Origin of the sequence: Antiquaquibacter metalliresistens, from assembly GCF_029211225.1 — a bacterium.
Taxonomy (GTDB): Bacteria; Actinomycetota; Actinomycetes; order Actinomycetales; family Microbacteriaceae; genus Rhodoglobus; species Rhodoglobus metalliresistens.
Window position 1 is genome coordinate 19,032 of sequence record NZ_JARGEM010000001.1, and the last position, 26,346, is coordinate 45,377.

A 26,346-nucleotide genomic window follows, 5' to 3' on the forward strand; every position below is an offset into this window, starting at 1 on the left:
TCATTTCACCAGGGGGAAGAGGATGGTCTCGCGGATGCCGAGACCGGTGATGGCCATGATAAGCCGATCGATGCCCATGCCCATGCCGCCCATCGGCGGCATGCCGTGCTCCATCGCCCGCAGGAAGTCCTCGTCGAGGCGCATCGCCTCCGGGTCGCCGCGCCCGGCGAGCAGCGCCTGCTCGACGAAGCGCTCGCGCTGGATCACCGGGTCGACGAGCTCCGAATACCCGGTGGCCAGCTCGAAGCCGCGCACGTAGAGATCCCACTTCTCCACGACGCCGGCGGTCGTGCGGTGGTCCCGCACGAGCGGTGAGGTGTCGACGGGAAAGTCCATGACGAAGGTCGGGCGCGTGAGGCCCGGCTTCACGTAGTGCTCCCACAGCTCCTCGACGAGCTTGCCGTGGGTGGGCAACGGCACCTCGATCTCGACGGTCGCGGCGTGCGCGATCAGTTCATCGACCGGGGTCTGCGGGGTGATCGCCAGTCCGGATGCGGCGTTCAGCGAGTCGTACATCGACAGCCGGTCCCAGTGCCCGCCCAGGTCGTACTCGCTGCCGTCGGCCCAGGTCACCGTCGTGGAACCCGCGACCGCGAGCGCGGCGTTCTGCACCAGCTCCTGCGTGAGGTCGGCGATCTGGTGATAGTCGCCGTACGCCTGGTAGGCCTCGAGCATCGCGAACTCGGGGCTGTGCGTGGAGTCCGCGCCCTCGTTGCGGAAGTTGCGGTTGATCTCGAACACCCGCTCGATGCCGCCGACGACGGCGCGCTTGAGGAACAGCTCGGGCGCGATGCGCAGGTAGAGCTCGGTGTCGAACGCGTTCGAGTGGGTGACGAAGGGGCGCGCGGATGCCCCGCCGTGCTGCACCTGCAGCATGGGGGTCTCGACCTCCAGGAAGTCGTGCCCGGCGAAGGTGGCGCGCAGCGACGCGTTGACCGCGGCGCGCGCGCGAACGGTGGTGCGCGCCTGATCGCGCACGATGAGGTCGAGGAACCGGCTGCGCACCCGAGCCTCGTCGGAGAGCTCGCTGTGCAGGTTCGGCAGCGGGCGCAGGGCCTTGGAGGCGATGGCCCAGTCGCTGACGAACACCGAGAGCTCGCCGCGACGACTCGAGATCACCTCGCCCTTGACGAACAGGAAGTCGCCGAGATCGACGAGCTCCTTGAACTGCTCGAGCGACTCTTCGCCGACCTCACCGAGGGAGACCATGGCCTGGATGCGCTGCCCGTCGCCGGACTGCAGGCTCACGAAGCACAGCTTGCCGGTGTTGCGAAGGTGCACCACGCGTCCGGCGAGGCCGACGATGTCGCCGGTGGAGGCATCCGCTTCGAGCGCCGGGTACTTGGCCCGCACCTCGGGAATCGTCGTCGTGATCGGCACCCCGACCGGGTACGCCTGCGCACCGGAGTCGATGAGGCGTTGGCGCTTCTCGAGCCGCACCTCGCGCTGTTCGGAGGTCTCGGCCTCCGTGGGCTCGGCGGCTTGAGTCTCGTCAGTCACCATGCAAGCTTAATGAGTCAGGTGCACGGTCTCGTTGTCGATGAGCCGGGTGCCCCCCAGGCGCGCGGCCACGATCGCCGTCGCCTTGCCGCGGTAGTCGTCGTCGACGGGCAGGAACGTGATGGGGTTCACGATCGTGAAGTAGTCGAGTTCGACGAGCTTCTCGCCCATGAGCGCGCCCTGGGCGGCACCCAGCGCGGCGTCGATGCCCTGGTCTGCGGCCGACGCCGCGGCGTCGAGCGCGATCGAGAGGGTGCGTGCGGCCCGTCTCTGGGCCGGGTCCAGGAAGCGGTTGCGGCTGGAGAGGGCGAGTCCGTCCGACTCGCGCACGGTCTCGATCACCTCGATGCGCACCGGGATGTTGAGATCGTCGACCATGCGTCGCACGAGGAAGAGCTGCTGGGCATCCTTCTGCCCGAAGGTCGCGACGTCGGGGGTGACGATGTTCAGCAGCTTCGCCACGACCGTGAGCACGCCGTCGAAGTGACCCGGGCGCGCGCGGCCCTCGTACATGCCGCCGACCGCCCCGGCGTGCACCGTGACCTGCGTGGCGCCGTAGGGATACATCTCATCGACCGAGGGGTGGAAGACGTAGTCGACGCCCTCCTCGGCCAGCCGATCGAGGTCGTCGTCGAGGGTGCGCGGGTACTTGGCGAGGTCCTCGTTCGGGCCGAACTGGGTCGGGTTGACGAAGATCGAGACGATGCGCACGTCGGCGAGCGCCGCGGCCGTGCGCACGTGCTGCAGGTGCCCCTCGTGCAGCGCGCCGAGCGTCGGCGTCAACGCGATCGTCAGTCCCTCGCGTCGCAGGGTGCTCGTCAGGTCGCGGATGCCCGCGATCGAGTCGATCACGACGGGCCTCGTCGCCGCAGTCACGGTGGTGCCTCCTCGTCGGCAGGTGCTGTGGGGCCGACCACTCGATGCTAGCCCTGCGGCAGACCGGCTCCCGCCGCGCCGAGCGCGGTCTCCACCGAAGAGCGCACCAGCGGGCCGAGCACAGTCGCCGGCTCGTCGATGCCGAGCTCGGCCAGCAGGCTCGTGGACTGCCGCACGATCTCCGCCGAGAAGCTCGTCGCCGTGGCGACCGCCTCCGCCCAGGTCGGGCGATCGTCCTCGGCGATCACGATCGGCTCGGCGCCCATCTCCACCACCAGCGCCTGGGCGATCGGCAGCACGGGGTTCGGGGCGGTGACCGCGCACCAGCTCTCCCGCAGCCGCACGAGATCGAGACTCGTGCCCGTGAACACCATGGCCGGATGCACGGCGAGCGGAATCGCGCCGGCCCGGGTCGCGGCATCCAGCGCAGCCGTGCCGAGGCCGGGCGCGGTGTGCAGCACGAGCTGGCCGGGGTGCCACGCGCCGGTGGCGGCGAGGCCGGTGACGAGCGACTCGATCTCGGACTCCGGGATGGCGAGGATCACCAGCTCGCTGCGCTCGAGCAACTGCGGGATCGGCAGGATCGGCACCCCGGGCAGCATCGCCTCCACGCGCTCGCGGTTGCGCTCGGTGACGGTGGCGAAGCCGACGATCGCGTGACCGGCACCGGCCAGGGCCGAGGCGAGCACGGGCCCGACGCGACCACCGCCGATCACGCCGATGCCGAGCCGGCCGGGCGGCGTCATGCCGGGCGCTCCCGCCAGCGGTGGCTGGTGTCCGAGTCGGCGGCGGCGACCGCGGCGTCGGCGATGTCGGCGAAGGCGCGTTCGGCCTCGGTCGCATCGATCGCGCCCAGTTGCGCCGAGACGGGTCCGGCCACCGTGTGCAGCCGGATGGCCGCGAGCCGCAAGGAGCGCAGCACGGGGCCCTGGCGCAGGGAGACGCTCTGCAGACGAGCCTGCGGCACGATCACCAACTGGCGCCACACCGCGCCGCGGCGCAGCAGCACGACGCCCGAGCGCAGGGCGAACCCGTTGCGCTTGCGAGAGAACCAGCGCAGCACCCGCGCCCGCGGCGGGGAGTTCACGAAGCCGTCCTCGTCGCTCGCGCGACCCAGTCCGCTGTCGATCACCGGGTCGTCGGCGATGGTCGGCACGATCAGCTCGAGCACCTTGCGCACGTCGCCGAGGTTGCCCACCGGCAGGATCGTGGTGTTCGCCTGTCCGGCCGCCCCCTGCGCCTGCGACTGGGAGGCCCGGTTGATCTTGATCTCCCACCAGCCGAAGGGCCGCCAGACCAGCGGCTGACTGACCTGCACCGCGTGGATGCGACCGGGCGGCAGCGTCTCGTTGCTGGTCGTGAACAGGCCATGCCCGACCCGCACCCCGTCTGGGGTCGCGGCGATGGAGTAGCGCAGCGACTTGGTGATGCGCGACAGGTAGTAGCCCCCGAAGCCGATCGCGACGGGCACGAGGCTGAAGAGCAGCCAGCCGGAGCGCACGAGTCCCAGGCTCAGGCCGATCACCAGTCCGAACGCGATGAGCAGCAGCGGCAGCGCGCTGAGGGCGATCGAGCCGACGAGGCGGCCGGTGTTCAGCTGCACGACGGACTCGGGCGGTGCGGCATCCGGGTCGAGTTCGGGGGCGAGCAGCTCGTTGACGCGGCGTTCGATGACCGATCCGGACTGCGCCCGATCACCCGTCGTCGCCTCGGCCCGAGTGCCGGATGCCAGCAGCAGGATGTCGCGTCGCAGCTCGTCGGCCGCCGCCGACCCGAGGTAGGCGAGCGAGACGTTGGCGTCCTGGCCCGCGACGTTCACCTCGAGCTTCGCCGCGCCGAACAGCCTGGCCAGGAACGGCCGCACGATGTTGATGCCCTGGATGCGGTCGAGCCGCCCACGGCGATGCGTGCGGAACAGGATGCCGCTGCGCACCTCAACGAGTTCGTCCGTGATGCGGAAGGTGTGCATGCGCCACGACAGCCAGAAGCCGCCGATCGTCAGCAGCAACCCGAGGAGCACGGCGAGCAGCACGAGGCCGAGCAGCTCGTGCTCGATGAGGTACTCGAAGGGCTCGGCCTCGTCGCCGGGGCCGCCGATGAGGATCTCGATCCAGAGGTCGCGCAGGTTGACGAGCACCACACCGAGGATCGCGACGAAGGCGATCCCGCCGCGCAGCAGCGGCGTCGCGGGGTGCAGCCGGTGCCACTGACCGTCGGCGAGGCGCGAGTCGAGCGGCGGCGCGACGACCGGCTCGGCCTGCGCGGCATCCGGTTCGGTCACAGCCCCGCCCGGCGGCTCTCGGCGAGCGCGACGAGCCGGTCGCGCAGCTCCTCGGCCTCCGCCTCGGGCAGACCGGGAACGACCACGTTCGTGGCGGCCGCCGCGGTGACGAACTTGAGCTCGCTGAGACCCACGGCCCGATCCAACGGTCCGCGATTGATGTCGACGAGCTGCATGCGACCGTATGGCACAGCGACGAACCGCTGGAACATCAGCCCCTTGCGAAACAGCAGGTCGTCTTCACGCAGCTGGAACCCGATCGCCCGCACGCGACGCGGCGTGAGGGCGAGCGTGATGATGAACACGACCGCCAGCGACGCGGGCAGCGCCCAGAACCACGCGATCCCGGTAACGAACACGGGCACCGAGGTGGCCGCGAGGGCGACGACGGCACCGATGAGCGTGCCGCCGAGGTCGACCCAGACGTACTTCGGCGAGACTCGTCGCCACTGAGCGGGGATGTCGATCGACTGTCGCTCTTCGGTGGTCGCGGGGCTCGCATCGCCCTGGTGGAGTGTCACGCGTGTCCTTGGGGTTCGGGGGTGCCGGGATGCTCGTCATCGTCCGGCGGGATGGTGCACCAGTGCTCGGCGACGAGACCGGCGACGAGCAGCAGGATCGCACCGGCGGCCGCGGAGACCGCCATCGCGATCGAGCCTACGCCCGGCACCACCGACCGGGTCAACAGGTAGGCGACCACACCCAGTCCGCCTCCGCCGAGCAGTGCGCCACCGAGACTCGACGCCTTCGCCAGCACCACGACGCGGGTCGCGTAGAACGGGTCGACGTGCGCGCCCGGCACCCGTCGCGAGACCCGCCAGACCGGCCAGGCCATGGCCACGATGATCACGCCGATCAGCAGCAGGGCGATGCCGAGCGTGTACGGCGGGATGATCACGGGACGGCCGGCGACCGCGAGCGCGACCTCGACGAACCACAGCACGGTCGCCCCGAACACGGCGAGCAGCACGAGGGTGAGCGGGCGAGTACGGGTCACAGCAGCGGCTCCGCGGGGTACGGCGTCGGCGCCTGCGTGATGAGCTGGGCGATCGGTCCACGGCCGGGCAGTTCGGCATCCGGATCGATCTGCGCCCACGGCGCGAGCACGAAGTCGCGATCGGCGGCGCGCGGATGCGGCACGGTCAGCCCCGGCGAGTTGATGGTCTCGCGGCCGAAGGTGATGATGTCGAGGTCGAGGGTGCGGTCACCCCACTGGATGTCCCGCACCCGGCCGTGGTGCCGCTCGATGCCGTGCAGCGCCTCGAGCAGTTCGTGCGGGTCGAGCAGCGTCGTGACGGCGACGACGGCGTTGAGGTAGGCGGGGGCATCCGTGTCGACGCCCTCGGGCTTGAGGGCCGGGGTCTCCACGAGACCGGATGCCGCGACCAACACCACACCCGGCAGCTCGCCGATCTCGTGCACGGCCGCCCGGATCGTCGCCTCCCGGTCGCCCAGGTTGCTGCCGAGCGCGAGCACGGCGGTGTGCGCGGCGGTCACAGCCCGAACCCCACCGAGCGAGGACGCTCCGGGCGGGCGCGCACGATGCGCACCGAGACGTCCTCGAAGGGCACGGCGATCGGGGCGCTCGGCTTGTGCACGGTCACGGTGACGAGCAAGGCGCGCTCGTGGGCGAGCACGACCTCGGCGACCCGCTCGGCGACGGTCTCGATCAGATCCACCGGGTCGCGCTCGACGGCGGCCACGATCTCCTCGGCCAGCTCGCCGTAGTGGATCGTGGCATCCAGATCGTCGGAGGCGGCCGCGGCCGCGAAGTCCATGCCCACGGTCACGTCGATGAGGAACACCTGCCCGGTGCGACGCTCGTGCTCGAGCACTCCGTGGTGGGCCGAGGCGCGCAGGCCGGTCAGGGTGATCTCGTCCAGGGGGTTCATGCGTTCCGTCCGTCGTCCAGGGCCTGCCACGTGGCGAGCGCCACGCGGGTCGATTCGGCGTCGTGCACGCGCACCGCCCACACGCCCGCCTCCGCGGCGAGCGCGCTCAGCACCGCCGTCGGCAGGTCGCGCTCCGCGGTCGGCGCGCCCTCCGGCAGCAGGGCGCCGAGAAACCGCTTGCGCGAGACGCCGACGAGCATCCGGTGCCCGAGTGTCGCGAACTCGGGCAGGTGGCCGAGCAGCCGCCAGTTGTGCTCGGCGCTCTTGGCGAAGCCGATACCCGGGTCGAGCACGACCTTGCGCAGGTCGATGCCCCACACCACCATCTCGGCCAGGCGGGCCTTCAGCTCCTCGCGCACCTCCGCGACCACGTCGCCGTACACGGGCGCGTCGTGGCCGTGCGAGCCGGCCTGGCGCCAGTGCATCGCGATGTACTCGAGCCCGGTCTCGGCGACGATGCGGTACATCCCCGGGTCGGCCAGGCCGCCCGAGACGTCGTTGATGATGGATGCCCCTGCCGACGTCGCCGCGACCGCGGTGTCCGCGTTCATGGTGTCGACGCTCACCGTCACGCCCGCCGCCACGAGCTCGCGCACCACCGGCACGACCCGCGCGATCTCCTCCTCCACCGGCACGCGTGACGCACCCGGACGAGTCGATTCGCCGCCGACGTCGATGAGCTGCGCGCCCTGGTCGCGCAACGCGAGCCCGTGCGCGATCGCGTCGTCGAAGCTCTCGTAGCGGCCACCGTCGCTGAACGAGTCGGGGGTGACGTTGAGCACGCCCATGATCAGCGGGGCGGTCATTCGGCCCCCCGTGCGATGAGGGCGACCGCCTCGGCGCGACCGGCGGCCTGCGCGAGCGTGCCGCGGGCCGCCACCGTGAGGGTGGAGCTGCCGGCCTGCCGGGGGCCGCGCGTGCGCACGCAGCCGTGCTCGGCATCCAGGATCACCAGCGCACCCGCCGGTTCGAGCGCGGACTCGATCGCGTCGGCGACCTGCTCGCCGAGCCGCTCCTGCAACTGCGGGCGGGATGCCACGACCTCCAGCACCCGCGCCAGGTCGCCGAGCCCGGCGATCCGCTCCCCCGGCGCATAGGCGATGTGCGCCACCCCGGTGAAGGGCAGCAGGTGGTGCTCGCACATCGAACGGAACGCGAGATCGCGAACCACGACGAGCTCGCCCTCGCCGTCGGTGGGCACCCCCGGCAGCAACGGCACCGGGTCGACGTCGACGCCCGCGAAGAACTCCGCGTACGACTCGGCGACGCGGCGCGGGGTGTCGACGAGACCGGGCCGGGCCGGGTCCTCACCGATCGCGGAGAGGAGCTCGGCCACGGCGGCCTCGATGCGCGCGCTGTCGACCGGCACGTCGGTTCAGGCCGTGGCGATGCCGGGCGTCTTGCGCGGGCGCGGGGTGCGCTTGGGCTTCTCGACGTCCGACTCCACCCCGCCGTCGACGAGGTGCGAGTCGACCGGAGCCTTCGTCGGCACCTTCACGGGCGGGCGGTCCGAGAGCGGACGCGCATCGCTCGAGAGCCACTGCGGGCGCTCGGGGAGCTTGTCGACATCCTTGAAGATCTCGGCGAGCTGCAGGTGGTCGAGCGTCTCCTTCTCCAGCAGCGCGGTGGCGAGCCGGTCGAGGGTGTCGCGGTTCTTGTTCAGCATCTGCCAGGCCTCGTCGTGCGCCTGGTCGATGAGCGCGCGCACCTCCTCGTCGACCGTCTCGGCCATCGTGTCGGAGAAGTCGCGGGTGTAGCCCATGTCGCGACCGAGGAACGGCTCGCCCTGGCTCTGCCCGAGCTTGACCGAGCCGACCTTCGCGCTCATGCCGTATTCGGTGACCATCTTGCGCGCGATCGCGGTGGCCTTCTCGATGTCGTTGGATGCACCGGTGGTCGGGTCGTGGAAGACGATCTCCTCGGCGACCCGCCCGCCCATCGCGTAGGTGAGCTGGTCGAGCAGCTCGTTACGGGTGACCGAGTACTTGTCCTCGAGCGGCAGCACCATCGTGTAGCCGAGGGCCCGGCCGCGCGGCAGGATCGTGACCTTGGTGACCGGGTCGGTGTGGCGCATCGACGCGGCGGCGAGGGCGTGGCCGCCCTCGTGGTACGCGGTGATGAGCTTCTCCTTGTCGTTCATCAGTCGCGTGCGGCGCTGCGGTCCGGCCATCACGCGATCGATGGCCTCGTCGAGGGCGCGGTTGTCGATGAGCTGCGCGTTCGAGCGGGCCGTCAGCAGGGCGGCCTCGTTGAGCACGTTCGCGAGGTCGGCACCGGTGAACCCGGGCGTCTTGCGCGCGACGACCTCGAGGTCGACGCCCTTGGCCATCGGCTTGCCCTTGGCGTGCACCTCGAGGATCTGCTTGCGACCGTGCATGTCGGGCGAGTCGACGCCGATCTGCCGGTCGAAGCGGCCCGGGCGCAGCAGTGCGGGGTCGAGCACGTCTGGCCGGTTGGTGGCGGCGATCAGGATGACGTTGGACTTCACGTCGAAGCCGTCCATCTCCACGAGCAGCTGGTTGAGGGTCTGCTCGCGCTCGTCGTTGCCGCCGCCGATGCCGGCGCCGCGGTGGCGACCGACCGCGTCGATCTCGTCGATGAAGATGATGGCGGGCGAGTTCTGCTTGGCCTGCTCGAACAGGTCGCGCACCCGGCTGGCGCCGACGCCGACGAACATCTCCACGAAGTCCGACCCGGAGATCGTGTAGAACGGCACGCCCGCCTCGCCTGCGGTCGCACGCGCGAGCAGGGTCTTGCCGGTTCCGGGAGGGCCGTAGAGCAGCACGCCCTTGGGGATGCGCGCGCCGACCGCGAGGAACTTCGCCGGATCCTTGAGGAAGTCCTTGATCTCCTCGAGCTCCTCGATCGCCTCGTCCGCGCCGGCGACATCGGCGAAGGTAACCTTCGGGGTCTCCTTGCCGACGAGCTTGGCCTTGGACTTGCCGAACTGCATGACGCGGTTGCCACCGCCCTGCATCCTCGAGAGCAGGAAGTAGAAGATCACACCGATGATCAGAAACGGCAGCAGGATGCCCAGCAGGCTCGTCCAGAAGTTCGCCTGGGGCACTTCGTCGTCGAAGTCCTTGAGGTTGGCGCCGTTGATGGCCTCGACGACCTCGGAACCGCGGGGCGTGACGTAGTAGAACTGCACCTTCGTGCCGTTGTCGCCGTCGGCCTTGGTCAGCGTGAGATCGACGCGCTGCTCGCCGTCGACGATCTTCGCGGACTCGACCGTGTTGCCCTTGAGCAGCTCCAGCCCCTGCTGGGTCGAGATCTCGCGGAACCCGGTGCCGGTCAGCAGCGAGGACCCGATCCACACGGCGGCGATGGCCAGCACGATGTAGATGATCGGGCCGCGGAAAATGCGCTTGATATCCATGTTCTTCCGGGCGTCGAGCCCCCGGCACCTTCCTCACGAGAAATGTCCTGCAAGGCTACCGTTCCCCCGCTGCACAGCGGCTGCGTGTTCGCCGTAGGCGTGCTCCGGGTGCGCTCGGGTCGCGAGCCCGCCATTGCGGAGGATGACACGCCGCCGCGCGGCAGGACGCGCGCCGCGTGCGGCGCGTCGTCCTCCGCAATGGTCGGGCGGGGCCGATGCGCGCGCTAGGCGTAGACGTGGGGGGCGAGCACGCCCACGCCGCGCAGGTTGCGGTAGCGCTCCGCGTAGTCCAGGCCATAGCCGACGACGAACTCGTTCGGGATGTCGAAACCGAAGTACTTGACGTCGACGTCGACCTTCGCGGCATCCGGCTTGCGCAGCAGCGCGAGGATCTCGAGGGATGCCGGAGACCGGGTCTCGAGGTTGGCCTTCAGCCACGCGAGCGTCAGCCCGGAGTCGATGATGTCCTCCACGATGATCACGTGGCGACCGGCCAGATCCGCGTCGAGGTCCTTGATGATGCGCACGACGCCGCTCGACTCGGTGCTGGAGCCGTAGGACGACACGGCCATGAAGTCCAGCTCCACCGGCAGCTTCAGCTCGCGCGCGACATCCGCGACCACCATCACGGCACCCTTGAGCACGGCGACGAGCAGGGGGGTCTCACCGGCGTAGTCCCGCTCGACGCGGCGACAGAGTTCGGCGATCTTCTCGTGGATCTGCTCCTCGGTCAGCAGCACCTGGGTGAGGTCGCCCGCGACGTCGTCGATGTTCATGTGTGGTGTTCAGTCCTTCGCGGTGAAGAGGAGCAGGCCGTCGTGCCGTTCCACCCTAACGCCGGGCACGTCGACCGGCCCCTGGCCGTGCCAGTCGGTGATCAGGCGCGCCACCTCCAGCGTGTGCGCGCGACTGAGCGAGGCGTGGAACTCGCTCGCGACCGCGAGCCGGATCAGCCGCTGCCGCAGCGCCGGCGGCTGGGCGGCGAGCGCGGCGACGGGCAGCGAGATGCCCGCCTCGGAGTGCTCGGCGAGGTCCTCGACGATCTCGTGCGCGAAGTGGTCGAGGGCGTCGGCGTCCTCCCGCAGCTGGTCGGCCGTGCGGGCGAGTGCCTCGGCGATGCCGGGGCCGAGCTCCTCCTCCATCACCGGCAGCACCCGGCGGCGCACCCGCACGCGCGCGAACGCACCGTCGTCGTTCTGCGGGTCGAGCCATGGCTCGAGCCCCGAGTCCGCGCAGCACTGCACCGTGGTGGAGCGACGGATGCCGAGCAGCGGCCTGCGATACAACCCGGCCACGCGATCCATGCCCGTCAGACTCGTCGCGCCGCTGCCCCGCGCAAGGCCCAGCAGCACCGTCTCGGCCTGGTCGTCGAGGGTGTGGCCGAGCAGCACCGCCACGGCGCCCGTCTCGGCGGCGACCCGGGTCAGCGCCGCGTAGCGGGCGGCGCGGGCGGCGGCTTCGGGTCCGCCCTCGGCGCCGACGACGACGTGCTCGAGCCGCACGGGGTCGAGGCCCAGGGCGGTGGCCTGCGCCGCGGCGTTGGCGGCGGCATCCGCGGAGCCCGGCTGCAGCCCGTGGTCGACGATCACCGCACCGGCGCGCAGACCGGCGCGGGGTGCCTCGAACGCGGTCGCGGCCGCGAGGGCGAGGGAGTCGGGGCCGCCCGAGAGGGCGACGAGCACGAGGGGCGCTCCCCCCTTTCGCAACTCATGGTCCGAGGCCTCGGCGCGCCGCGCAGCAGCCGTCGGGTCGGCGTGTTGAGACTCATCCCATGAGTTGCGGTAGGCGGGGAGGGGGTTTCGGCCGGCCGGGAGGGGGTTGCGGTCGGCCGGGAGGGGGTTGCGGTCGGCCGGGAGGGAGTTGCGGTCGGGCAGGAGGGGGGCGAGGGATGCCCGCACCGCCCGTCGCACGTCGGCGATCGCGGGGCTGAGCCGGGGCCGATCGGGCATCCGATAACGTTAGTGCAGCAATCCCAGAGACTTCCGAGGAGCATCAAGTGGCCGTGTACGACATCATCGTCGAGATCCCCAAGGGCAGCCGCAACAAGTACGAGGTCGACCACGAGACCGGCCGCGTCTTCCTCGACCGCTACCTCTTCACGACCTTCCAGTACCCCACCGACTACGGCTTCTTCGAGAACACCCTCGGCCTCGACGGCGACCCGGTCGACGCGCTCGTGCTGCTCGACGCTCCGACGTTCCCCGGTGTCGGCATCAAGGTGCGCCCGGTGGCCGTCTTCAACATGACGGATGACGGCGGCAGCGACGCGAAGGTCATCTGCGTGCAGGCGAAGGACCCGCGCTGGACTCACATCCAGGACATCGACGACATCCCCGAGCTCACCCGCCAGGAGATCCAGCACTTCTTCGAGCACTACAAGGACCTCGAGCCCGGCAAGTGGGTCAAGGTCGAGGGCTGGGGCAACGCGGCCGAGGCCGAAGCGGTCGTGCAGGCGGGCCTGGAGAAGTTCAAGGCCGAAGGGCACTGAGCCGCCGCGTAGTGCACGAGCTCGAGCTCAGCCCGCCGGTCGCGCCGCGTACGGCACGAGGTCGCGGTAGCGCAACGGCGTGACCTGCACCGAGAGCGGCTCGTACGGCGCCTCGATCATCAGTCCGCCGCCGATGTAGATCGCGGTGTGGTACTTCGTGCCCGAGGTCGATCCGCCCGTGGAGTAGAACACGAGGTCGCCGGGGATCAGCGAGTTCACCGAGACGAGTCGACCCTGGCCCGCGAGGTAGTTGTACTGGCTCGACGCACCGTGGATGCCGATGTAGACCCCGACCGACTGGTAGGCCTTCATCGTCAACCCCGAGCAATCCCAGCCGTTGGGCCCCGCACCGCCGTAGACGTAGGGGTCACCGACCTGCGCGTAGGCGAAGTTGATCGCACCCTGTGCTGCGCCGGATGCCGGCGGCGGGCTCCCCGGGTCCGGATCGGTGGGCGGTGGCGTCCCCGGCCCCGGACCGGGGTTGCTCGGGTTGCTCGGCGTGCCCGGGTTCGCGACACCGGCGAGGTACTGACGCTCGGTCTCCGCGGTGGTGCCCTTGAGACTCGCGAGCTGGGCGTAGAGCTGGTCGGCCGCGGCGTACTGCGCGGCGAGCTCCTGCCGCGCGGCGGCGGAGGCGGCCTCGGCGGCGGCTGCGGCATCCTCGGCGGCCTTCGACAGCTTCGTGCGCTCGGTCTCGGCGACCCGCGCCTGCTCGGTGAGGGATGCTGCGGCATTGCGGTCCGCGATCGCCTCCTGGTAGATGCGCGACGACTGCTCGGTGACCTTGCCCATCGTGCCGAGGGTGGCGAGCAGGTCTGCCGCGTCGGGACTCGTCAGCAGCGCGAGACTCACGCTGCCGCCGCCGGTGCGCGCGAGCTGGGCGATGAGCTGGCCCGCGCGACGTGCGGAGTCCGTGGCGCGCTGCTCGGCATCCTTCGCCTGCTGTTCGAGGGTGTCGGCACGCGCGGCGGCGACGTCGAGCTCGTTGCGGGCGGCGTTGTAGGCCTCGGCCTGCGTCTGAGCCTGCCGGGCGAGCTCCGCGGACTGCATCTCGAGGCCGGCGAGCAGCTCCTCGATCTCGCTCACGGCCGCGGCCGCCGAGGCTTCGTTCTGGCGGGCCTGCTCGACCTCATCCCAGGTCGGGTAGTCGTCGGCGAGCGCGGGGGATGCCACGGCGAACCCCGCGAGCAGGCTCCCGACCGCGAGCACGCCGAACAGACGGTTGCGCACTCGCGCTCCCGTTGCGCCCGCCCCCGGACGCACTCGACTGATGGCCATGATGTCCCCGACCCGTGTCAGCGAATCACGCTGATCACACCAATAACAGTGATCACAGTAGCAACATCGCGGGCGTTTGCCCAGGGCGATCGGGCGGGCGCGACGGCGCCACAGCGGGCGCGCGCGACGGCGCCACAGCGGGCGCGCGCGAGTTGCGGGCGTGAGCGGGTGCGGCGGGGGGGGTGAGCGCGCGCCCGGCAGAACCCGTGCTCGACCGGCCGGGGCTCAGCCGATGCGAACGCCCTGGTTCGCGAAGAACGTGACCGGGTTCTGGGTCTGGCCGTTCACCTTCACCTCGAGATGCAGGTGGCAACCGGTGGACTTGCCGGTGGTGCCCACCTTGGCGATCTGCTCGGCGACGCCGACCTGCTGGCCGTACTGCACGAGGATGCCGCCGTTGACGATGTGGCCGTAGGAGGTGGTCAGCCCGCCCCCGTGGTCGATCATCACGAAGTTGCCGTAGTTGCCGTACCAGCCCGCGTAGATCACGGTGCCGGGGTGCGCGGCGAAGATGGGCGCATTGCAGCCCGCGCCGATGTCCGTGCCGGTGTGGAAGCTGTAGTACGGATCGGTGCGCCAGCCGTACGACGAGGTGATGTAGCCGGCGGCCGGGCGAACCCAACCGCTGTCGCTGATCGGGCCGGCATCCAGGCCGGCGGCGGCGTAGCGCTCGCGCACGCCGGCGAGGTAGTCCGCCTCGGTGGCGACGCGCTTCTCGCGCAGCACCACGAGCTGCGCCTGCAGCTCCGCCTGCCGGTTCAGCTGATCCTCGAGCGCGGTCTGGGCGGCGATCGCGGCGGCCTGGGCCTCCGCGAAGGCCTTGGCCGCAGCATCCTTGAGCACCTCGAGCTCGGCCTTCGCGACCTCGGCCTGGTCGGTGAGCGCCTGCGCGGTGTTGCGGTCGAGAATGGCGCGCTCGTAGATCGCCTGCGACTGCTCGGTGATCTTGCGCGACATGCCGATGCCGTTGAGTAGGTTGTCGGGGTCGCCGGAGACGAAGAGGCTGGCGGAGAAGTCCTCCCCCGTGCTGCGGGCGAGCTGGGCGGCCATCTGGCCGGCACGCTGCTCGGAGGCGGCGGCGGTCGCGCTCGCGGCATCCGCCTGCTGCTGCAGGGTGTCGGCCCGCGCGGCCGCGGCCTGGAACTTCTCCTCGGCCTGCTGCGCGATGAGGCCCTTGGCCTCGGACTCCACCCGCGTGCGCTCGGCCTCGGCCTGCAGTCCGGCGAGCAGACTCTCGATCTGGCGCACGAGCGCCTCGGCCTGGGCGACGTCGTTGCGCGCCGCGCTGACTTCGTCCCACGTGGGGTAGTCGGCGGCGGTGGCGGACTGCGTCGCGCCGAGGATGCCCGTGGTGGCAGCGAGCGCGAGCGCGGCGACAACGGCCGCCAGCCGCATGCCAACCGCCCGCGGCCCCGAACGGCCTGCCCCTAGGCGACGTCCCGTGATAGCCATCGAATATCCCCGAACCGCGTCATCGAACTCACGTTGATAACACTGTTAACTCTGGTCACTGTAACAACGCGCGCACGCACCTTCAACAACAGGTCGAAACTAACCCGGGATGCTGCAAACGGTCGGCACATTCTGCCCTGTCGCGCAGATCCGCCGCCGTTTGGCGTTTACCAGCGTCCCCCCTTATGCTTGACCGTCGGTAGCTAAGGAGTCCTGGACTTCGCGGCCCCATCGTTTAGTGGCCTAGGACACCGCCCTTTCACGGCGGCAGCACGGGTTCGAATCCCGTTGGGGTCACGTTTCGAGGGCTTCGGCTACCGACAAAGTTCCACAAGTAAGGCCCTGTAGCGCAGTTGGTTAGCGCGCCGCCCTGTCACGGCGGAGGTCGCCGGTTCAAGTCCGGTCAGGGTCGCAAGGCACGGCCTTCTCTCGCCAGAAAGGCCGTGCCTTACTACACGGCTCTGTAGCTCAGTTGGTAGAGCGCACGACTGAAAATCGTGAGGTCACGGGATCGACGCCCGTCGGAGCCACCACTAAGAGTGCGTCACCCGCAACCGAGACTCATCCGGCGCTGACCCGGCCCCGATCCGCCACGGGGAACCAGCGGCCGTCGAAGACCGTGCCGACCACTCGAATGTCGCGAATGTGCTCGGGGGCGACGGCGTACGGGTCCTGCGCGAGCACGGTGAACCGCGCGAGCTTGCCGGGCAGGATGCTGCCGATCTCGTGCTCGCGGCGCCACGAGTACGCCGCCTCGATCGTCACCGCGCGCAGGGCATCGTGCACGCCGATTCGCTCCTCCGGCGCGGCGACGCGCCCCGACACGGTGAGGCGATTCACCGCGCACCACACGAAGCCGAGCGGTGAACTCGGACCCATCGGCAGTCGGAGTGGAACGAGAGCGGGATCCCCCTGGCGAGCACCGAGGCGCTGCGGACCATGTGGTCGGCGCGGTCGGGGCCCAAGCCGACGCGGCCGTACTCGTCGGCGAAGCGCGTCGTGTAGTACGGGTTGGCGCTCACGATCGCGCCGAGCCGCGCGATGCGGTCAATGAGTTCGGGGGTGCTCGTCGCGAAGTGCACGATGACGGTGCGGTGGTCGACGCGCGGGTGCTCGACCATGCAGGCCTCGAGAATGTCGAGGAGCACCGCGAGCGCCTCGTCGCCGTTGACATGGCAGTGGATCTGATACCCGGCGTTCCAGAAGCGCCGCACGCGCTCGCGCAGCACGTCCGGCTCGATGAGCCACTCCCCCATGTGCGTCGGGTCCGGGCGCCCGTCGGCGTCGAGGTAGGGGTCGTGCATCTGCATGAGCTGCGAGATGATGGCGCCGTCGGCGAAGAGCTTGACCTGGTGGTCGAAGAACTCGAGCTTGCCGCCACCGGGCGGCGCGAGCGCGATCTGCTGCTCGGCGTCGGCGAGCACGTCGTCGAGCGCGATGCCCCGATCGACCTGGGAGCGCCCATCGACAAGGAAGCTCGTGGCGAAGGGAGTGTCATCCGCGCCGAGGATCGCCTGGTAGAGCCGCCAGAGGTCGGGGGTGAACAGCGCGCCAGGCTCGTTGACCGCGGTGACGCCGTTGGCGTGGAGGGTCGCGACGAGCTGCGTGAGCCCTCGGGTCATGCGCTCGGGCGTGAGGATGTACGGCGTGAGCGCCGGCAGCAGCAGGTTCATCCCCTGCTCCCACCAGTGGCCGGCGGCCCAGTCGACCATCGTGCTCGCCGCGCCGTGACTCTGCATCTGCGCCTCGGTCACGCCGATACGGGCGATGGCCGCGGAGCCCGGAGACGAAGGATGCCTCGTCCGACAGCAGCCACGCGATCGTCTGGGCGATCTCGATGGGCTTGGAGGCGTGAGAAGGCCTGGCCGATACCGGCGGACGTTTGCCGCGGCATCCAGACCGCCGAAGGCTGCGACAGCCTCGCGCACCATGCGCGACGCGTCGTCGGCGCGCGCTCGACCCGACCGACAGTCGGTCTTCGAGATCGGCGACCGCATGATCGACAAGCTCACCGAGGGGTGGGCGCCCAGCGACATTGCCACGCTGAACGACCTGCTGGCTCGGCTCGCGCGCAACGCGGTGGCGTTCGCGCGAGGGCTGGAAGCGACCGAGCCCGGCACGCACGGAACGCCCCGAGCGGGGCAGGCCGGTCCCGAAGGGTGAACCGACCCGCCCTGCTCAGGGCGTTCCGCGCTGCGGGCTGCGACTAGCGCACGGCCCGCCGGCGCCTCACGGCGATCAGCGCGACACCGCCCAGCAGCAGCAGGCCGAGCGCGAGCCCGCTGATGCCGAGCGTGCGGCCGAGGTCGCTGCCGGTGAAGGCCAGGCCGCTGATCTTCAGCGGCGTCCAGCCGATCAACGAGCCGTCGAGGGCCTGCACCACCAGACGGTGGTCACCCGCGGCCACTCCGGCCGGCAGCGTCACCGTCACGGTGCCCGCCGGGCTCACCGTGAAGGTGCCGAGCAGCACCGGCGTGGAGTGGAGCCACACCCGCACCTGCTCGCCGGCGTGGTCGGTGCCGACCGTGATGACGACCTTCTCACCGGCGGTCGTGCTGGACGGCGTCGCCGTGACACCGCCGGACGGCGCACCATCGAGCACCGAGTCGGGCACGGGCGTCGGCTCGGGATCGGTCGGATCCGTCGGGTCGGTCGGGTTGATGAACGCGTCGTACAGCCCCGCGATGTCGCCCGGGGTGAGCGGGTTCGACCAGATGCGGGCCGACGAGATCATGCCGGTGAAGGGATTCGACACCCCGTTGCCGGGCGCCGCGTCGCCGCCGATGACCCAGTTCGCCGTGCCATCGCCCGGCGCCGAGGGCGCTTTCGCGCCCCCCGTCTCCGCGGCGAGTTCGCCGTTGACGTAGATGCGCTCGCTGGCGAGATCGTTCGTCGCGACCACCTGGTACCAGGTGTCGTAGTCGAGCGCCACCGACAGGCGGTCGTCAGCGCTCGGCTCGGTCCAGAGGGTCACGCAGTAGTCGTGGCCCGCCTTCTGCTCCGTGGTCAGGAAGCAATCGCTCGAGCCGATCTTGTACGCATCGAATCCGACGCCAGCGCCCTGCTGGTTGCTGAAGACGTTCTGGTACTCGTTCCAGGGCGACGACGACGACATGTTGAACGTCGACTCGAAGCTGTACCCGTCGTTCTGCAGGGCGTAGTCCGACTCGCTCCACGCCGTGCGGTACGAGAGGTCGTTGCTGTTGGCAAACGTCGCCACCGGCTTGCGGAGCTCCTCGTTCATCGAGATCGGCGCTCCGGTCACACGGGTGAACTCGCGGTCGTAGGGCGAGTGGTCCGTGAGGGCCGCACCATCGGCGACACCCGTACGGCTCGCATTCCAGAAGTCGACGTCGAGCATGTCGGCCGCGGGAACCTCGTCGCTGGTGCCGGAGGTGGCGCCGAGCGTCACCGTCACGGAGTATCGTGCAGCGTTGTCGTTGCCCGCTCCATCGGTCGCGGCGTACACCAGGGTGTACCGTCCGGGCAGCTGCGGCGTGAAGACACCACCCGCGCCCGTCGTCGACACCACGTCGTCACCCCACGGCCCGATCACGGTGATCGACGTCTGCTCGAGCACACCGGAGTCGTCGACCGACTCCAGGGCTGGGAACGAGTAGGCCACACCGGTCGTGCCGGTTGTCGCGAGCGCCGAGACCGCGCGCACCGCCGGCAGCACGTGGTCGATGCCGGGCTGCGCCTGGTGGGCGATCCGCGCCATCTCGATGTCGGTGAGCGGCACCGAGAAGCCACGCGCAACCGTGACCTCGCCGTCGAGCGGGTTGACGATGCCGCCCGACCCGTTGGACGAGCCTCCCGCGACGAAGAAGTAGGCGTAGCCCGGGATGCCGAGCGCCGGCGCGATCTGCGCGTCGACGTTCGTCGTGCCCAGCTGCTCACCGTTGACCCACATGTCGAGCACGGAACCCGTGAAGCGCAGCGCGACGTGGTAGGGCTGCCCGTACGAGATCGTCCGCTGCCAGTCGGTCGGCTCGCTCTCACCTTGGATGACGGCGATGGCCGACAGCGTGCCGTGAGTGGCATCCAGCGCGCTCACCCTCAGCACGATCTCGAGTGCGCCCGGCTGGCCGTAGGCGAGCACGTCGCCCGGGCCGTCCGCGACGAACGCGGCGTCCTCGGTGAAACCGTCGACGACGGTCGCCTTATCGGCCTCGCTGAACATCGCCTGCACCGGCATTGAGGTCGCCGGGCCCGATGCGGTCGAATTCAGCAGCGTGTACGGGATCGCGTTGGTCGAGACATCCGTGAGCGTCTCGACGTCGACATCGATGATGTCCGCGACCGGCATGGGCGCACTGTGGTCGACGAAGCTCGAGATCTGGTCCGCGCCGACGCCCGCGGTGCGGAAGGTGGTCGTCAGCGGCTCGCCGACCTTCGCCCACGCGTTGATCGGGGAGATGCGGATCTCGTAGTCGGTGCCCGGCTGCAGGTTCCAGACGTCGTGGCCAACCGTCGCCGGCATCGGCATCACGTAGTACTGCGACCAGCGCTGGAACGAGAGCACCGTCTGCGCGGTGTTCGAGTTCACGACCTCGACGAGGTACTTCTGCACGATGTCGTGCACGTCGTTGGGTGCGGGCTCGGCCTGCGTCCAGTCGACCTGTGCCTTGTCCTCACCGATGCTCGTCACCGTGATCGTGTCGTCCTCCTGCCAGACCGGGCCGGCGGTGTGGTCGGCGCGGGCGTCGCCGAGGGGGAAGCGCTCCTCGAAGGTCGCGGACTCGTCGAGCGAGTCGGCGACATCCCACTCCCAGATCGTCGGCTCCCACATGTCGGCCTGCAGGTCGTAGTTGGTGATCTTCACCTTGCTGCCGTCGACCTCCACGATCGCGGTCTCACGGTTGTTGCCCGCGTCATCCGGGGTCGAGTCGGACAGCGTGTGGCTGTTGGCGCCGACCACGCCGCTCTCCATCTCGTAGTAGGCCAGCGGCGGCGCGTTGACGGTCGTGAAACCGCCGCCCGCCTCCGTGCCCTGCCAGATCGAGGTGGGGATGTGGTTGGGGGTGTGGATGTGACCGCCCCAGACGACCGCCTGCGGGTAGTCCTCGAGGAACGAGTCGAAGTTGTTGCCGCAGCCGGTGGCCAGGCCATCGCCGTACCACTCGTTCGAGACGTAGTGGGTGCAGCGGATCGGGTGGTGCACGAGCACGAAGATCGGCTTCTCCGGCTCCTCGGCGGTGATCGCCGCGAGGCGAGTTTCGAGCCAAGCGGCCGCGTAGCCGTAGCCGCCCGAGGAGGCGACCGTCGGCGTCCCAGAAGACTCCGTGCCCGCGGCCGCGGTCTCGTCTTCGGCGAACTCGCCCGAGCCCGGGCTCACCGTGATCACGTGGTAACCGTTCACGACGTAGTCCGCGTTCGGGCGCTGCCCGGTAGCGGTCTCGAAGAGCGCGTAGTCGCCGAACTGTCCGCCCGCGACGTCGTGGTTGCCGAGCGAGGCGTAGTGCTCGATGCCGTAGCCGGCGACCGAGTCGATGGTGTTCTTCAGCGCCACGTACTCGGCCTCGGTGTTGCCGTTGGTGAGGTCACCAGGCCAGAGCGTCGTCTCCACACCCTGGGCGGCCCAGAAGTCGTAGGCCTCGACGAGCTCGGTCCAGTTGTCGTGGATGTCACCGATCGCCGAGAACTTCCAGTCGGTCACGCCGTCGGCGGTCGACTCGGGCGCTGCGGGCGTCTCCGGCCCCGTCGGCAGTTCGGCGTCGCCGCCGGCGACGAGGTACTCGACGGTGCCGACGTTGCCGGCGTCGTCCACTGCCTGGTAGGTGAGGGTGTAGACGCCGTCGACGGTGGGGGTGAACGACCGGGTCTCGAGGTCGAGCGGTGCGGTGACGTCGTCGGGGCCGGTCACCGAGATCGACAACGCGGGCTCGGCGTCGAAGTCGTCGATCGCCTCGATGCCGGGAGCGACGTACGCGACGTTCAGCGCTGCGTGGTCGGCCGGCGTCGTCACCGCGCGCACGACCGGAGCGACGGTGTCATCGGCGAAGCCGCCCGAGACCGCCAGGCGGTAGGCGTTCATGTCGTCGATGGGGTCGGAGTAGATGCGGGCGACGGCGAGACCGCCGACCAGGCGCGCCGAGGAGTTGCCGCTGCTGTCGACGTCACCGCCGATGATCCAGGTGCGCGCCGCCGAGGGCGGTGTGGTCAGGGTCGCGGAGCCCGCGGCCGTCGAGCTGATCAGATCGCCGTTGACATAGACCTTCTTGTCGACACCGTCGAAGGTGGCGATGACGTGCACCCACTCGCCATAGCGGTAGGTCGCCGTCGGCAGGGCGCCGTAGCCGCCGCTGGTCGTATGCGCGTAGATCTCGATGCCGCCATGCTGCGCGTCCGGGCCGGGCACGAGCTCGATGCCGAAGCCCGCGGACTGCATGTTGCCGATGACGTCCTGGTACCCGGAGGTGATCGGGGTGTCGACCTTGAACACCGCCTCGAGGGAGGCTCCGTCGTTCTCCAGCACGTAGTCGGCGTCGGACCACGCCGCGCCCCACGCCTGCGAGCCGTCGAGGTTCGCGACCCAGCCGAGCGTGGGGTCTTCGACCGTCGTGCCGGCGATCGGCTTCGGCGTCAGTGCATGAGCCGCCGCCGAGACGTCGGTCGCGGCTCCGTCGGCGGCGAACTCGACATCGAGCAGGTCGGCCGTCGGCAGGGATGCCGCCACGGCATCCCAGGTGACGTCCTCAGGTGCGGGGGCCGCGAGGGCAGGGCTCGTGACGACGATGGTCGTGGTTGCGAGCGCCGCCATGACCGTCGCGGCGAGACCGCGGGCGAGCCAGGTGCGCAAGGCGGGGCGGGGGGATGTGCTGCTGCGGCGAGACATGACGCTCCGATGACGAGGGCCGATTGGGTACCGCAACAGACCAGCTTCGGGAAGCGACGCCGAGGTGAACAGAAGTCGTCAGGAGCGCCGCGACGCGCCGTTTTGACGGAATTCGTGAGCCCACTGTGCACAGTGAGCCCCCGGACGGGGGGTGCGGCGGCGGGTCGGGCGAAGCCGATCGGGCGGGGCGGGGCATCCCGTGCGCGCGCAGCGACGAGCGGGCCGAGGGATGATCCCCCGGCCCGCTCTTCGCTGCGCGCAGGTCAGCGCGCCGCTCGCCGCCGCCCCACGACGAGGAGCGCGATGGTGCCGAACAGCAGCAGCGCGAGCGCAAGTCCGACGGGCCCACGGATGTCGGTTCCGGTGTAGGCGAGGCCCTTGACCTCGATCGCCGTCCAGCCGATCAGCGAGCCGTCGAGCGCCTGCACGACGAGTCGGTGCGAGCCCGCGGCGACCCCGGCCGGAAGCGTCACCGTCACGTTTCCGGCGCTGCTGACCACGTAGGATCCCAGCAACGTCGGGGTGGAGTGCAGCCAGATCCGAACCTCATGGCCCGCCTGCGCTGCACCGACGGTGACGACGAGCTGCTCGCCCGGGGTCGTGATGGAGGGCGTCGCCATGACACCGCCCCGGGGAGCGCCGTCGAGCACCGAGTCGGGCACCGGCGTGGGCTCCGGATCGGTGGGATCCGTCGGTCCGGTCGGCTCGGTCACCGTCAGGGTCAGCGGCGTCACGAGACGCATGTAGCCGTCGTTGTAGAGGAACTCCACGCGGTACCGCCCGACCGGCAGCACGTCGCTGAACGTGATCGAGCCGGTCGCGTTCGGTGCGTACTCCCATGCCAGGGATGCGCTGGTGCCGGGCTCGCCCTGATCGACCGAGTAGATGCCGATCCAGTTCAGCGCGTTCGCCGGCGTCGTCGAGTAGTCGACGGTGAACGGGGTGCCGTGCTCGACGCTGTCGGCGCTCAGCGAGATCGAGTGCGCGACCGAGACCGTGACCGCAGGCGTCGTCGCTGACTCGGTGAGCGCCCCGCTCGTGGCCGTCATCGCGACGGTGATCGCGGTACCGACCGGGAACGCGGAGCCGAGCTCGAGCGTGCGTGCCGTCGCACCCGGAATGTCGACGCCGTCGGCCTTCCACTGGTACGCATAGGTCGGGTCCGTGAGGCTCCACCCCGAGCCCGGCATCGCGGTGAGCGTCTGACCTGGCGTCGGCGTGCCGGCGATCACCGGGGCCGGGGTCGGGGCCGCAGCGACGACGTTGATCGTGAACGCCGAGCCGATGAAGTTGCCCGTCGTGTCGTTGTAGACGAGGCACACCTTCTGCGTCGTGCCCGCCGCCCAGCCGCTGGTGCTGAACGTGCGGGTACCGCTCTGCACCGCCGTCGAGCCCGCGGTCTGCGTGCCGCTGTTGAGGTACATCCACTTGGTGGACGGCGAGGAGCACGACGACTTGTTGTAGACGCCGATCCAGTTCGTGCGGCTCAGCCGGTCGGTGGTCGCCCCGAACCGGAACGTGATCGGCTGTCCGACCACGACGGTCGAGGTGTCCGAGGTGACCGCGACCGCCGTGAGCGGGAGCCGGTCGCCGATGACACCTGCGGGCGCCGCCTGGTCGTTGTGGAGCAGGCATGCCGTGTAGGAGCCGTAGGTCCAGTTCGCCGTCGCGAACGAGACCGTGCCGGTGGCGAGCGCCTCGGTGCCGGCGGTCTGCGTACCGCTGTTCGTGTAGGCCCAAGCGACCGGCGTGCCCTCGCAGGTGGCCGCCTTGTAGACCGCGACCTTGTTGGTCGCACTCGACTTGGACGCCGGATCGGTGAACGCGATGGCGAGCGGGATGCCCGGGGTCACCGCCCTGGTGGTCGTGCTCAACACCGCGCCGCCGGGAGCCTGCGGCTCCCCGTCCGGGTCGCCCCCCGCGGTGGTGAAGCTCTGCGTGAGCGGCACGCCGGCCTTGCCCCAGGCGTTGTACGGCGTGATCAGCGCCTGGTACTGCGTGCCCGCCACGAGACCGGTGAAGGTCTTGCTGCGCGTCGCCGGCAGCGGGGTGACGTAGAACCCGGATGCCTGCGTCACGTTCTGCACGCGGGCTCCCGTCGATTGGTTCACGAGCTCGTAGCGGTAGTAGTACGTGATGTCCTGCACGTCGTTCGGCGCGGGAACCGCCTGCGGGTGGGTGAGCGTCACCGCGGTCTCGGTGAGGCCCGTCAGCGCGACGGTGGCACCGCCGGTCCACAGCGGCCCCGAGGTCGCGAGCGCGCGGGCGTCACCGAGCGGGAAGCGCTCCGGGTAGTCGAGCTCGGGGTCGAGGCTGTCCGCGACATCCCAGGTCCAGGTCTGGTCGATCCAGTTGTCGCCGAGGAGGTCGTAGCTGCGGATCGTCACGACACTGCCGGTGACCTCGACCACCGCGGTCTGGCGGTTGTCGCCTGCGTCGTTCGGTGTGTCGTCCCCGCCGTTCGCCGCCGGGTCGATGTACATCGTCGCCATCGAGGGGGCGTTGACGCTCGTGAAGCCGCCGCCGGTCTCGGTGCCCTGCCAGATGGAGGTCGGGATGTTGTTCGGCGTGTGGTTGTGGCCGGACCAGACGACCGCCTGGGGGTAGTCCTCGAGCAGCGAGTCGAAGCCGTCGCCGCATCCGGTGGCAACGCCCGAGCCGTACCAGAGGTTCGAGGTGTAGTGGGTGCAGCGGATCGGGGCGTGCACGAGGATGAACACCGGCCGGTCCGGATGCTCGGCAGTGTCGGCCGCGAGCCGGGACTCGAGCCACGGGGTCGCGTAGGCGTAGTCCATGCTGTTGACGACGGAGGGCTTGCCGGTGCTCTCGTCGAGCGTCCCCGCGCCGGGGCTGACCGCGATGAAGTGGTAGCCGTTGATCTCGTAGTCGGCGTTCGGAGCCAGGCCGGTGGCACCGCGGAACAGGTCGTAGTCCTGAATGCCCGAGTACGTGTCGTGGTTGCCGAGCGCGGCGACGAGGGCGCGGTCGCCCTGCCGCTCGTCGATGACCTGCTTGATGCCGTTGTACTCGCTCGCGGTGCCGTTGTTGGTCAGGTCGCCGACGAACAGGGTCGCATCGAGGCCGAGGGTGTCGTAGAAGTCATAGGTCTCGCGCAGCTCGGTCCAGCTGTCGTGGATGTCGCCGATCGCACCGAAGGAGACGTGCGGCTCCTGCGGGTCGACGGGTTCGGTCGGGTCGGTGGGCCCCTCCGGGTCGGTGGGCTCGCCACCCGGATCCGCCACGGTAACCGAGTACTCGCGGGTGCCGAGGTTGCCGGCCGCATCGACCGCGGAGTAGCGCAGCGTGTAGCTGCCGGCGACCTCCGGGGTGAACACGGCCGGTCCCCCAGTGGCCGTGAGGGCGACGTCGGTGCCGTCGGGAGTGACGACCGAGATCGCCGTCGAGACCACCGGGCGGCCGTCGTCGACCGCGAGCGCGTCGGGCGCGGAGTACTCGACGCCGATCGCTGCGGTCGTGGCGGGATCGGAGACCGCCTTCACGAGCGGCTGCATGGTGTCGAGCGCCAGCACCTCCGCGCGCGAGAGGCGGTGGACGTCGAGCTCACCGAGCGGCTGGTCGTAGATGCGCGCGAGTGCGATGCTGCCGTTGGCCGGGCTCTGGATGCCGCCCGTCGAACTCACATCGCCGCCGATGACCATCTTCTGCGCGGCCGACGCGGGCACCAGCACGGCGCCGGTCATCGCCGTGCTGGCCACGAGCGCGCCGTCGAGGTAGAGCTTCAGGCTCGCCCCGTCATAGCTGCCGGCGATGTGGTACCACCGACCGACCTCGAGGGCATCGCTCGCCCGGGCCTCCCGGTATTCGCCGTTGTGCGCGTAGAGCGAGAGATGCTCCCGACCCGCGGTCGACGAGTTCGTCACTTCGAGGCCGAATCCTGCCTTCTCCATGCCGCTGAAGATGTCGCGGTAGCCCGAGGCGAGTTCGGTATCCATGCGGAACACCGTCTCAATCGTGAAGCCGTCGCCCGTCTTCGCGTAGTCCTCCGAGGTCCACGTGGTCGCGAATGCGGCGGCGGTGGTCTGCGCGATCGTCGCGACCGGCACGCCGAGTTCGGCATCCTGCGCGATCGACGGGGCGCCCGACGTGAAGGTGCGTGCGTAGCCGGAGTGGTCGACGATCGCGCCGCCCTCGAAGTCGGCGTCGAGCAGGTCGGCCGTCGGCAGCGGCGCGCCGAGCTGCTCGAAGGTCAGGGTCTCGGGGTCGACCGCAGCCTGGGCGGACGCGGCGATGAGGCCGCCGCTGAGGATGACCGCGGATGCGGCGAGGATTGCGGTGGCACGGCTCAGCCTGGGGCGGGCTGTCGGCATCATGGGCTCCGGTTCGCTTGCTGGGATGGGGATG

At 70.2% G+C, this 26,346-nt stretch carries 21 protein-coding genes and 3 tRNA genes; 5 read left to right on the forward strand and 19 right to left on the reverse strand.

All coding sequences use genetic code 11. The features are described 5' to 3' along the window. The 13 genes from lysS to tilS all read right to left on the reverse strand — a co-directional run bounded on the left by lysS (position 1) and on the right by tilS (position 11,877). A complete protein-coding gene (lysS, locus tag PYV02_RS00110; protein ID WP_275754933.1) occupies positions 1 to 1,500 on the reverse strand; it encodes a lysine--tRNA ligase in 1,500 nt (499 codons plus the stop codon). Between the two features lie 9 nt (positions 1,501 to 1,509). After that, the gene (gene panC / locus PYV02_RS00115) at positions 1,510 to 2,376 is read right to left on the reverse strand and encodes a pantoate--beta-alanine ligase (protein ID WP_275754935.1); all 867 of its coding nucleotides are present in this window, start codon (positions 2,374 to 2,376) and stop codon (positions 1,510 to 1,512) included. Positions 2,377 to 2,423: 47 nt separating this feature from the next. Beyond that, positions 2,424 to 3,122, reverse strand: a complete 699-nt coding sequence (locus tag PYV02_RS00120; protein WP_275754937.1) for a DUF2520 domain-containing protein — start codon at positions 3,120 to 3,122, stop codon at positions 2,424 to 2,426. Next, entirely contained in the window at positions 3,119 to 4,657 is a 1,539-nt protein-coding gene (locus PYV02_RS00125; RefSeq protein WP_275754939.1) for a PH domain-containing protein, read from the reverse strand. Before PYV02_RS00125 ends, PYV02_RS00120 begins: the two co-directional genes overlap by 4 nt. After that, positions 4,654 to 5,178, reverse strand: coding sequence for a PH domain-containing protein (locus PYV02_RS00130; protein ID WP_275754941.1), 525 nt, complete (start codon positions 5,176 to 5,178; stop codon positions 4,654 to 4,656). Before PYV02_RS00130 ends, PYV02_RS00125 begins: the two co-directional genes overlap by 4 nt. Further along, positions 5,175 to 5,654, reverse strand: a complete 480-nt coding sequence (locus PYV02_RS00135; RefSeq protein WP_275754943.1) for a DUF3180 domain-containing protein — start codon at positions 5,652 to 5,654, stop codon at positions 5,175 to 5,177. The genes PYV02_RS00130 and PYV02_RS00135 overlap by 4 nt, the downstream gene beginning before the upstream one ends. Further along, entirely contained in the window at positions 5,651 to 6,154 is a 504-nt protein-coding gene (folK, locus tag PYV02_RS00140) for a 2-amino-4-hydroxy-6-hydroxymethyldihydropteridine diphosphokinase (protein WP_275754946.1), read from the reverse strand. Before folK ends, PYV02_RS00135 begins: the two co-directional genes overlap by 4 nt. Beyond that, positions 6,151 to 6,549: a dihydroneopterin aldolase gene (gene folB / locus PYV02_RS00145; protein ID WP_275754948.1), complete on the reverse strand. Its 399-nt coding sequence runs from the start codon at positions 6,547 to 6,549 to the stop codon at positions 6,151 to 6,153. The genes folK and folB overlap by 4 nt, the downstream gene beginning before the upstream one ends. After that, complete coding sequence (folP, locus tag PYV02_RS00150) at positions 6,546 to 7,355, reverse strand: dihydropteroate synthase (RefSeq protein WP_275754950.1); 810 nt, start codon at positions 7,353 to 7,355, stop codon at positions 6,546 to 6,548. The genes folB and folP overlap by 4 nt, the downstream gene beginning before the upstream one ends. Continuing rightward, complete coding sequence (folE, locus tag PYV02_RS00155; RefSeq protein ID WP_275754952.1) at positions 7,352 to 7,918, reverse strand: GTP cyclohydrolase I; 567 nt, start codon at positions 7,916 to 7,918, stop codon at positions 7,352 to 7,354. Before folE ends, folP begins: the two co-directional genes overlap by 4 nt. A 6-nt stretch (positions 7,919 to 7,924) precedes the next feature. Next, positions 7,925 to 9,928, reverse strand: a complete 2,004-nt coding sequence (gene ftsH, locus PYV02_RS00160; protein ID WP_275754954.1) for an ATP-dependent zinc metalloprotease FtsH — start codon at positions 9,926 to 9,928, stop codon at positions 7,925 to 7,927. Positions 9,929 to 10,152: 224 nt separating this feature from the next. Then, positions 10,153 to 10,704 (reverse strand): hypoxanthine phosphoribosyltransferase, encoded by a 552-nt coding sequence (gene hpt / locus PYV02_RS00165; RefSeq protein WP_275754956.1) that lies wholly within the window; start codon positions 10,702 to 10,704, stop codon positions 10,153 to 10,155. Positions 10,705 to 10,713: 9 nt separating this feature from the next. Continuing rightward, positions 10,714 to 11,877, reverse strand: coding sequence for a tRNA lysidine(34) synthetase TilS (gene tilS, locus PYV02_RS00170; protein WP_275754958.1), 1,164 nt, complete (start codon positions 11,875 to 11,877; stop codon positions 10,714 to 10,716). A gap of 47 nt (positions 11,878 to 11,924) precedes the next feature. Here tilS and PYV02_RS00175 point away from each other — a divergent pair, with 47 nt between their 5' ends. Then, the gene (locus tag PYV02_RS00175; RefSeq protein WP_275754960.1) at positions 11,925 to 12,416 is read left to right on the forward strand and encodes an inorganic diphosphatase; all 492 of its coding nucleotides are present in this window, start codon (positions 11,925 to 11,927) and stop codon (positions 12,414 to 12,416) included. 27 nt (positions 12,417 to 12,443) lie between these two features. Here the strand turns inward: PYV02_RS00175 and PYV02_RS00180 are convergent, their stop codons facing one another. Together PYV02_RS00180 and PYV02_RS00185 are read right to left on the reverse strand one after the other, a co-directional pair. Next, positions 12,444 to 13,694, reverse strand: a complete 1,251-nt coding sequence (locus PYV02_RS00180; protein ID WP_275754962.1) for a C40 family peptidase — start codon at positions 13,692 to 13,694, stop codon at positions 12,444 to 12,446. A gap of 225 nt (positions 13,695 to 13,919) precedes the next feature. Then, a complete protein-coding gene (locus PYV02_RS00185) occupies positions 13,920 to 15,089 on the reverse strand; it encodes a M23 family metallopeptidase (RefSeq protein ID WP_275754964.1) in 1,170 nt (389 codons plus the stop codon). Between the two features lie 281 nt (positions 15,090 to 15,370). Here PYV02_RS00185 and PYV02_RS00190 point away from each other — a divergent pair. The 3 genes from PYV02_RS00190 (at position 15,371) to PYV02_RS00200 (ending at position 15,679) form a co-directional block, all read left to right on the forward strand. Next, positions 15,371 to 15,443 (forward strand) — tRNA-Glu (locus PYV02_RS00190). A 41-nt stretch (positions 15,444 to 15,484) separates the two neighbouring features. After that, positions 15,485 to 15,558 (forward strand) — tRNA-Asp (locus tag PYV02_RS00195). A 45-nt stretch (positions 15,559 to 15,603) separates the two neighbouring features. Next, positions 15,604 to 15,679: transfer RNA gene (locus PYV02_RS00200), tRNA-Phe, on the forward strand. A 28-nt stretch (positions 15,680 to 15,707) separates the two neighbouring features. On the opposite strand, the gene PYV02_RS00205 is transcribed toward PYV02_RS00200, so the two are convergent. Both PYV02_RS00205 and PYV02_RS00210 read right to left on the reverse strand, forming a co-directional pair. After that, a complete protein-coding gene (locus tag PYV02_RS00205) occupies positions 15,708 to 15,986 on the reverse strand; it encodes an amidohydrolase family protein (protein WP_275754966.1) in 279 nt (92 codons plus the stop codon). Beyond that, positions 15,983 to 16,900 (reverse strand): amidohydrolase family protein, encoded by a 918-nt coding sequence (locus tag PYV02_RS00210; RefSeq protein ID WP_275754968.1) that lies wholly within the window; start codon positions 16,898 to 16,900, stop codon positions 15,983 to 15,985. Before PYV02_RS00210 ends, PYV02_RS00205 begins: the two co-directional genes overlap by 4 nt. A gap of 175 nt (positions 16,901 to 17,075) precedes the next feature. On the opposite strand from PYV02_RS00210, the gene PYV02_RS00215 reads away from it, so the two are divergent. Further along, positions 17,076 to 17,309, forward strand: coding sequence for a hypothetical protein (locus PYV02_RS00215; RefSeq protein WP_275754970.1), 234 nt, complete (start codon positions 17,076 to 17,078; stop codon positions 17,307 to 17,309). Positions 17,310 to 17,352: 43 nt separating this feature from the next. On the opposite strand, the gene PYV02_RS00220 is transcribed toward PYV02_RS00215, so the two are convergent. After that, positions 17,353 to 21,984, reverse strand: coding sequence for a LamG-like jellyroll fold domain-containing protein (locus PYV02_RS00220; RefSeq protein WP_275754973.1), 4,632 nt, complete (start codon positions 21,982 to 21,984; stop codon positions 17,353 to 17,355). A gap of 263 nt (positions 21,985 to 22,247) precedes the next feature. Further along, positions 22,248 to 26,312, reverse strand: a complete 4,065-nt coding sequence (locus PYV02_RS00225; RefSeq protein ID WP_275754976.1) for a LamG-like jellyroll fold domain-containing protein — start codon at positions 26,310 to 26,312, stop codon at positions 22,248 to 22,250. Positions 26,313 to 26,346 lie beyond the last annotated feature (34 nt).

What these genes read in the sequence shown, in the direction of transcription:
- PYV02_RS00120 (WP_275754937.1), bottom strand. Translation starts at nt 3,122, where the DNA reads ATGACGCCGCCCGGCCGGCTCGGCATCGGCGTGATCGGCGGTGGTCGC.
- PYV02_RS00215 (WP_275754970.1), top strand. Translation starts at nt 17,076, where the DNA reads ATGCGCGACGCGTCGTCGGCGCGCGCTCGACCCGACCGACAGTCGGTC.
- ftsH (WP_275754954.1), bottom strand. Translation starts at nt 9,928, where the DNA reads ATGGATATCAAGCGCATTTTCCGCGGCCCGATCATCTACATCGTGCTG.
- PYV02_RS00220 (WP_275754973.1), bottom strand. Translation starts at nt 21,984, where the DNA reads ATGTCTCGCCGCAGCAGCACATCCCCCCGCCCCGCCTTGCGCACCTGG.
- PYV02_RS00185 (WP_275754964.1), bottom strand. Translation starts at nt 15,089, where the DNA reads ATGCGGCTGGCGGCCGTTGTCGCCGCGCTCGCGCTCGCTGCCACCACG.
- PYV02_RS00180 (WP_275754962.1), bottom strand. Translation starts at nt 13,694, where the DNA reads ATGGCCATCAGTCGAGTGCGTCCGGGGGCGGGCGCAACGGGAGCGCGA.
- folB (WP_275754948.1), bottom strand. Translation starts at nt 6,549, where the DNA reads ATGAACCCCCTGGACGAGATCACCCTGACCGGCCTGCGCGCCTCGGCC.
- tilS (WP_275754958.1), bottom strand. Translation starts at nt 11,877, where the DNA reads ATGCCCGATCGGCCCCGGCTCAGCCCCGCGATCGCCGACGTGCGACGG.
- hpt (WP_275754956.1), bottom strand. Translation starts at nt 10,704, where the DNA reads ATGAACATCGACGACGTCGCGGGCGACCTCACCCAGGTGCTGCTGACC.
- PYV02_RS00225 (WP_275754976.1), bottom strand. Translation starts at nt 26,312, where the DNA reads ATGCCGACAGCCCGCCCCAGGCTGAGCCGTGCCACCGCAATCCTCGCC.
- folP (WP_275754950.1), bottom strand. Translation starts at nt 7,355, where the DNA reads ATGACCGCCCCGCTGATCATGGGCGTGCTCAACGTCACCCCCGACTCG.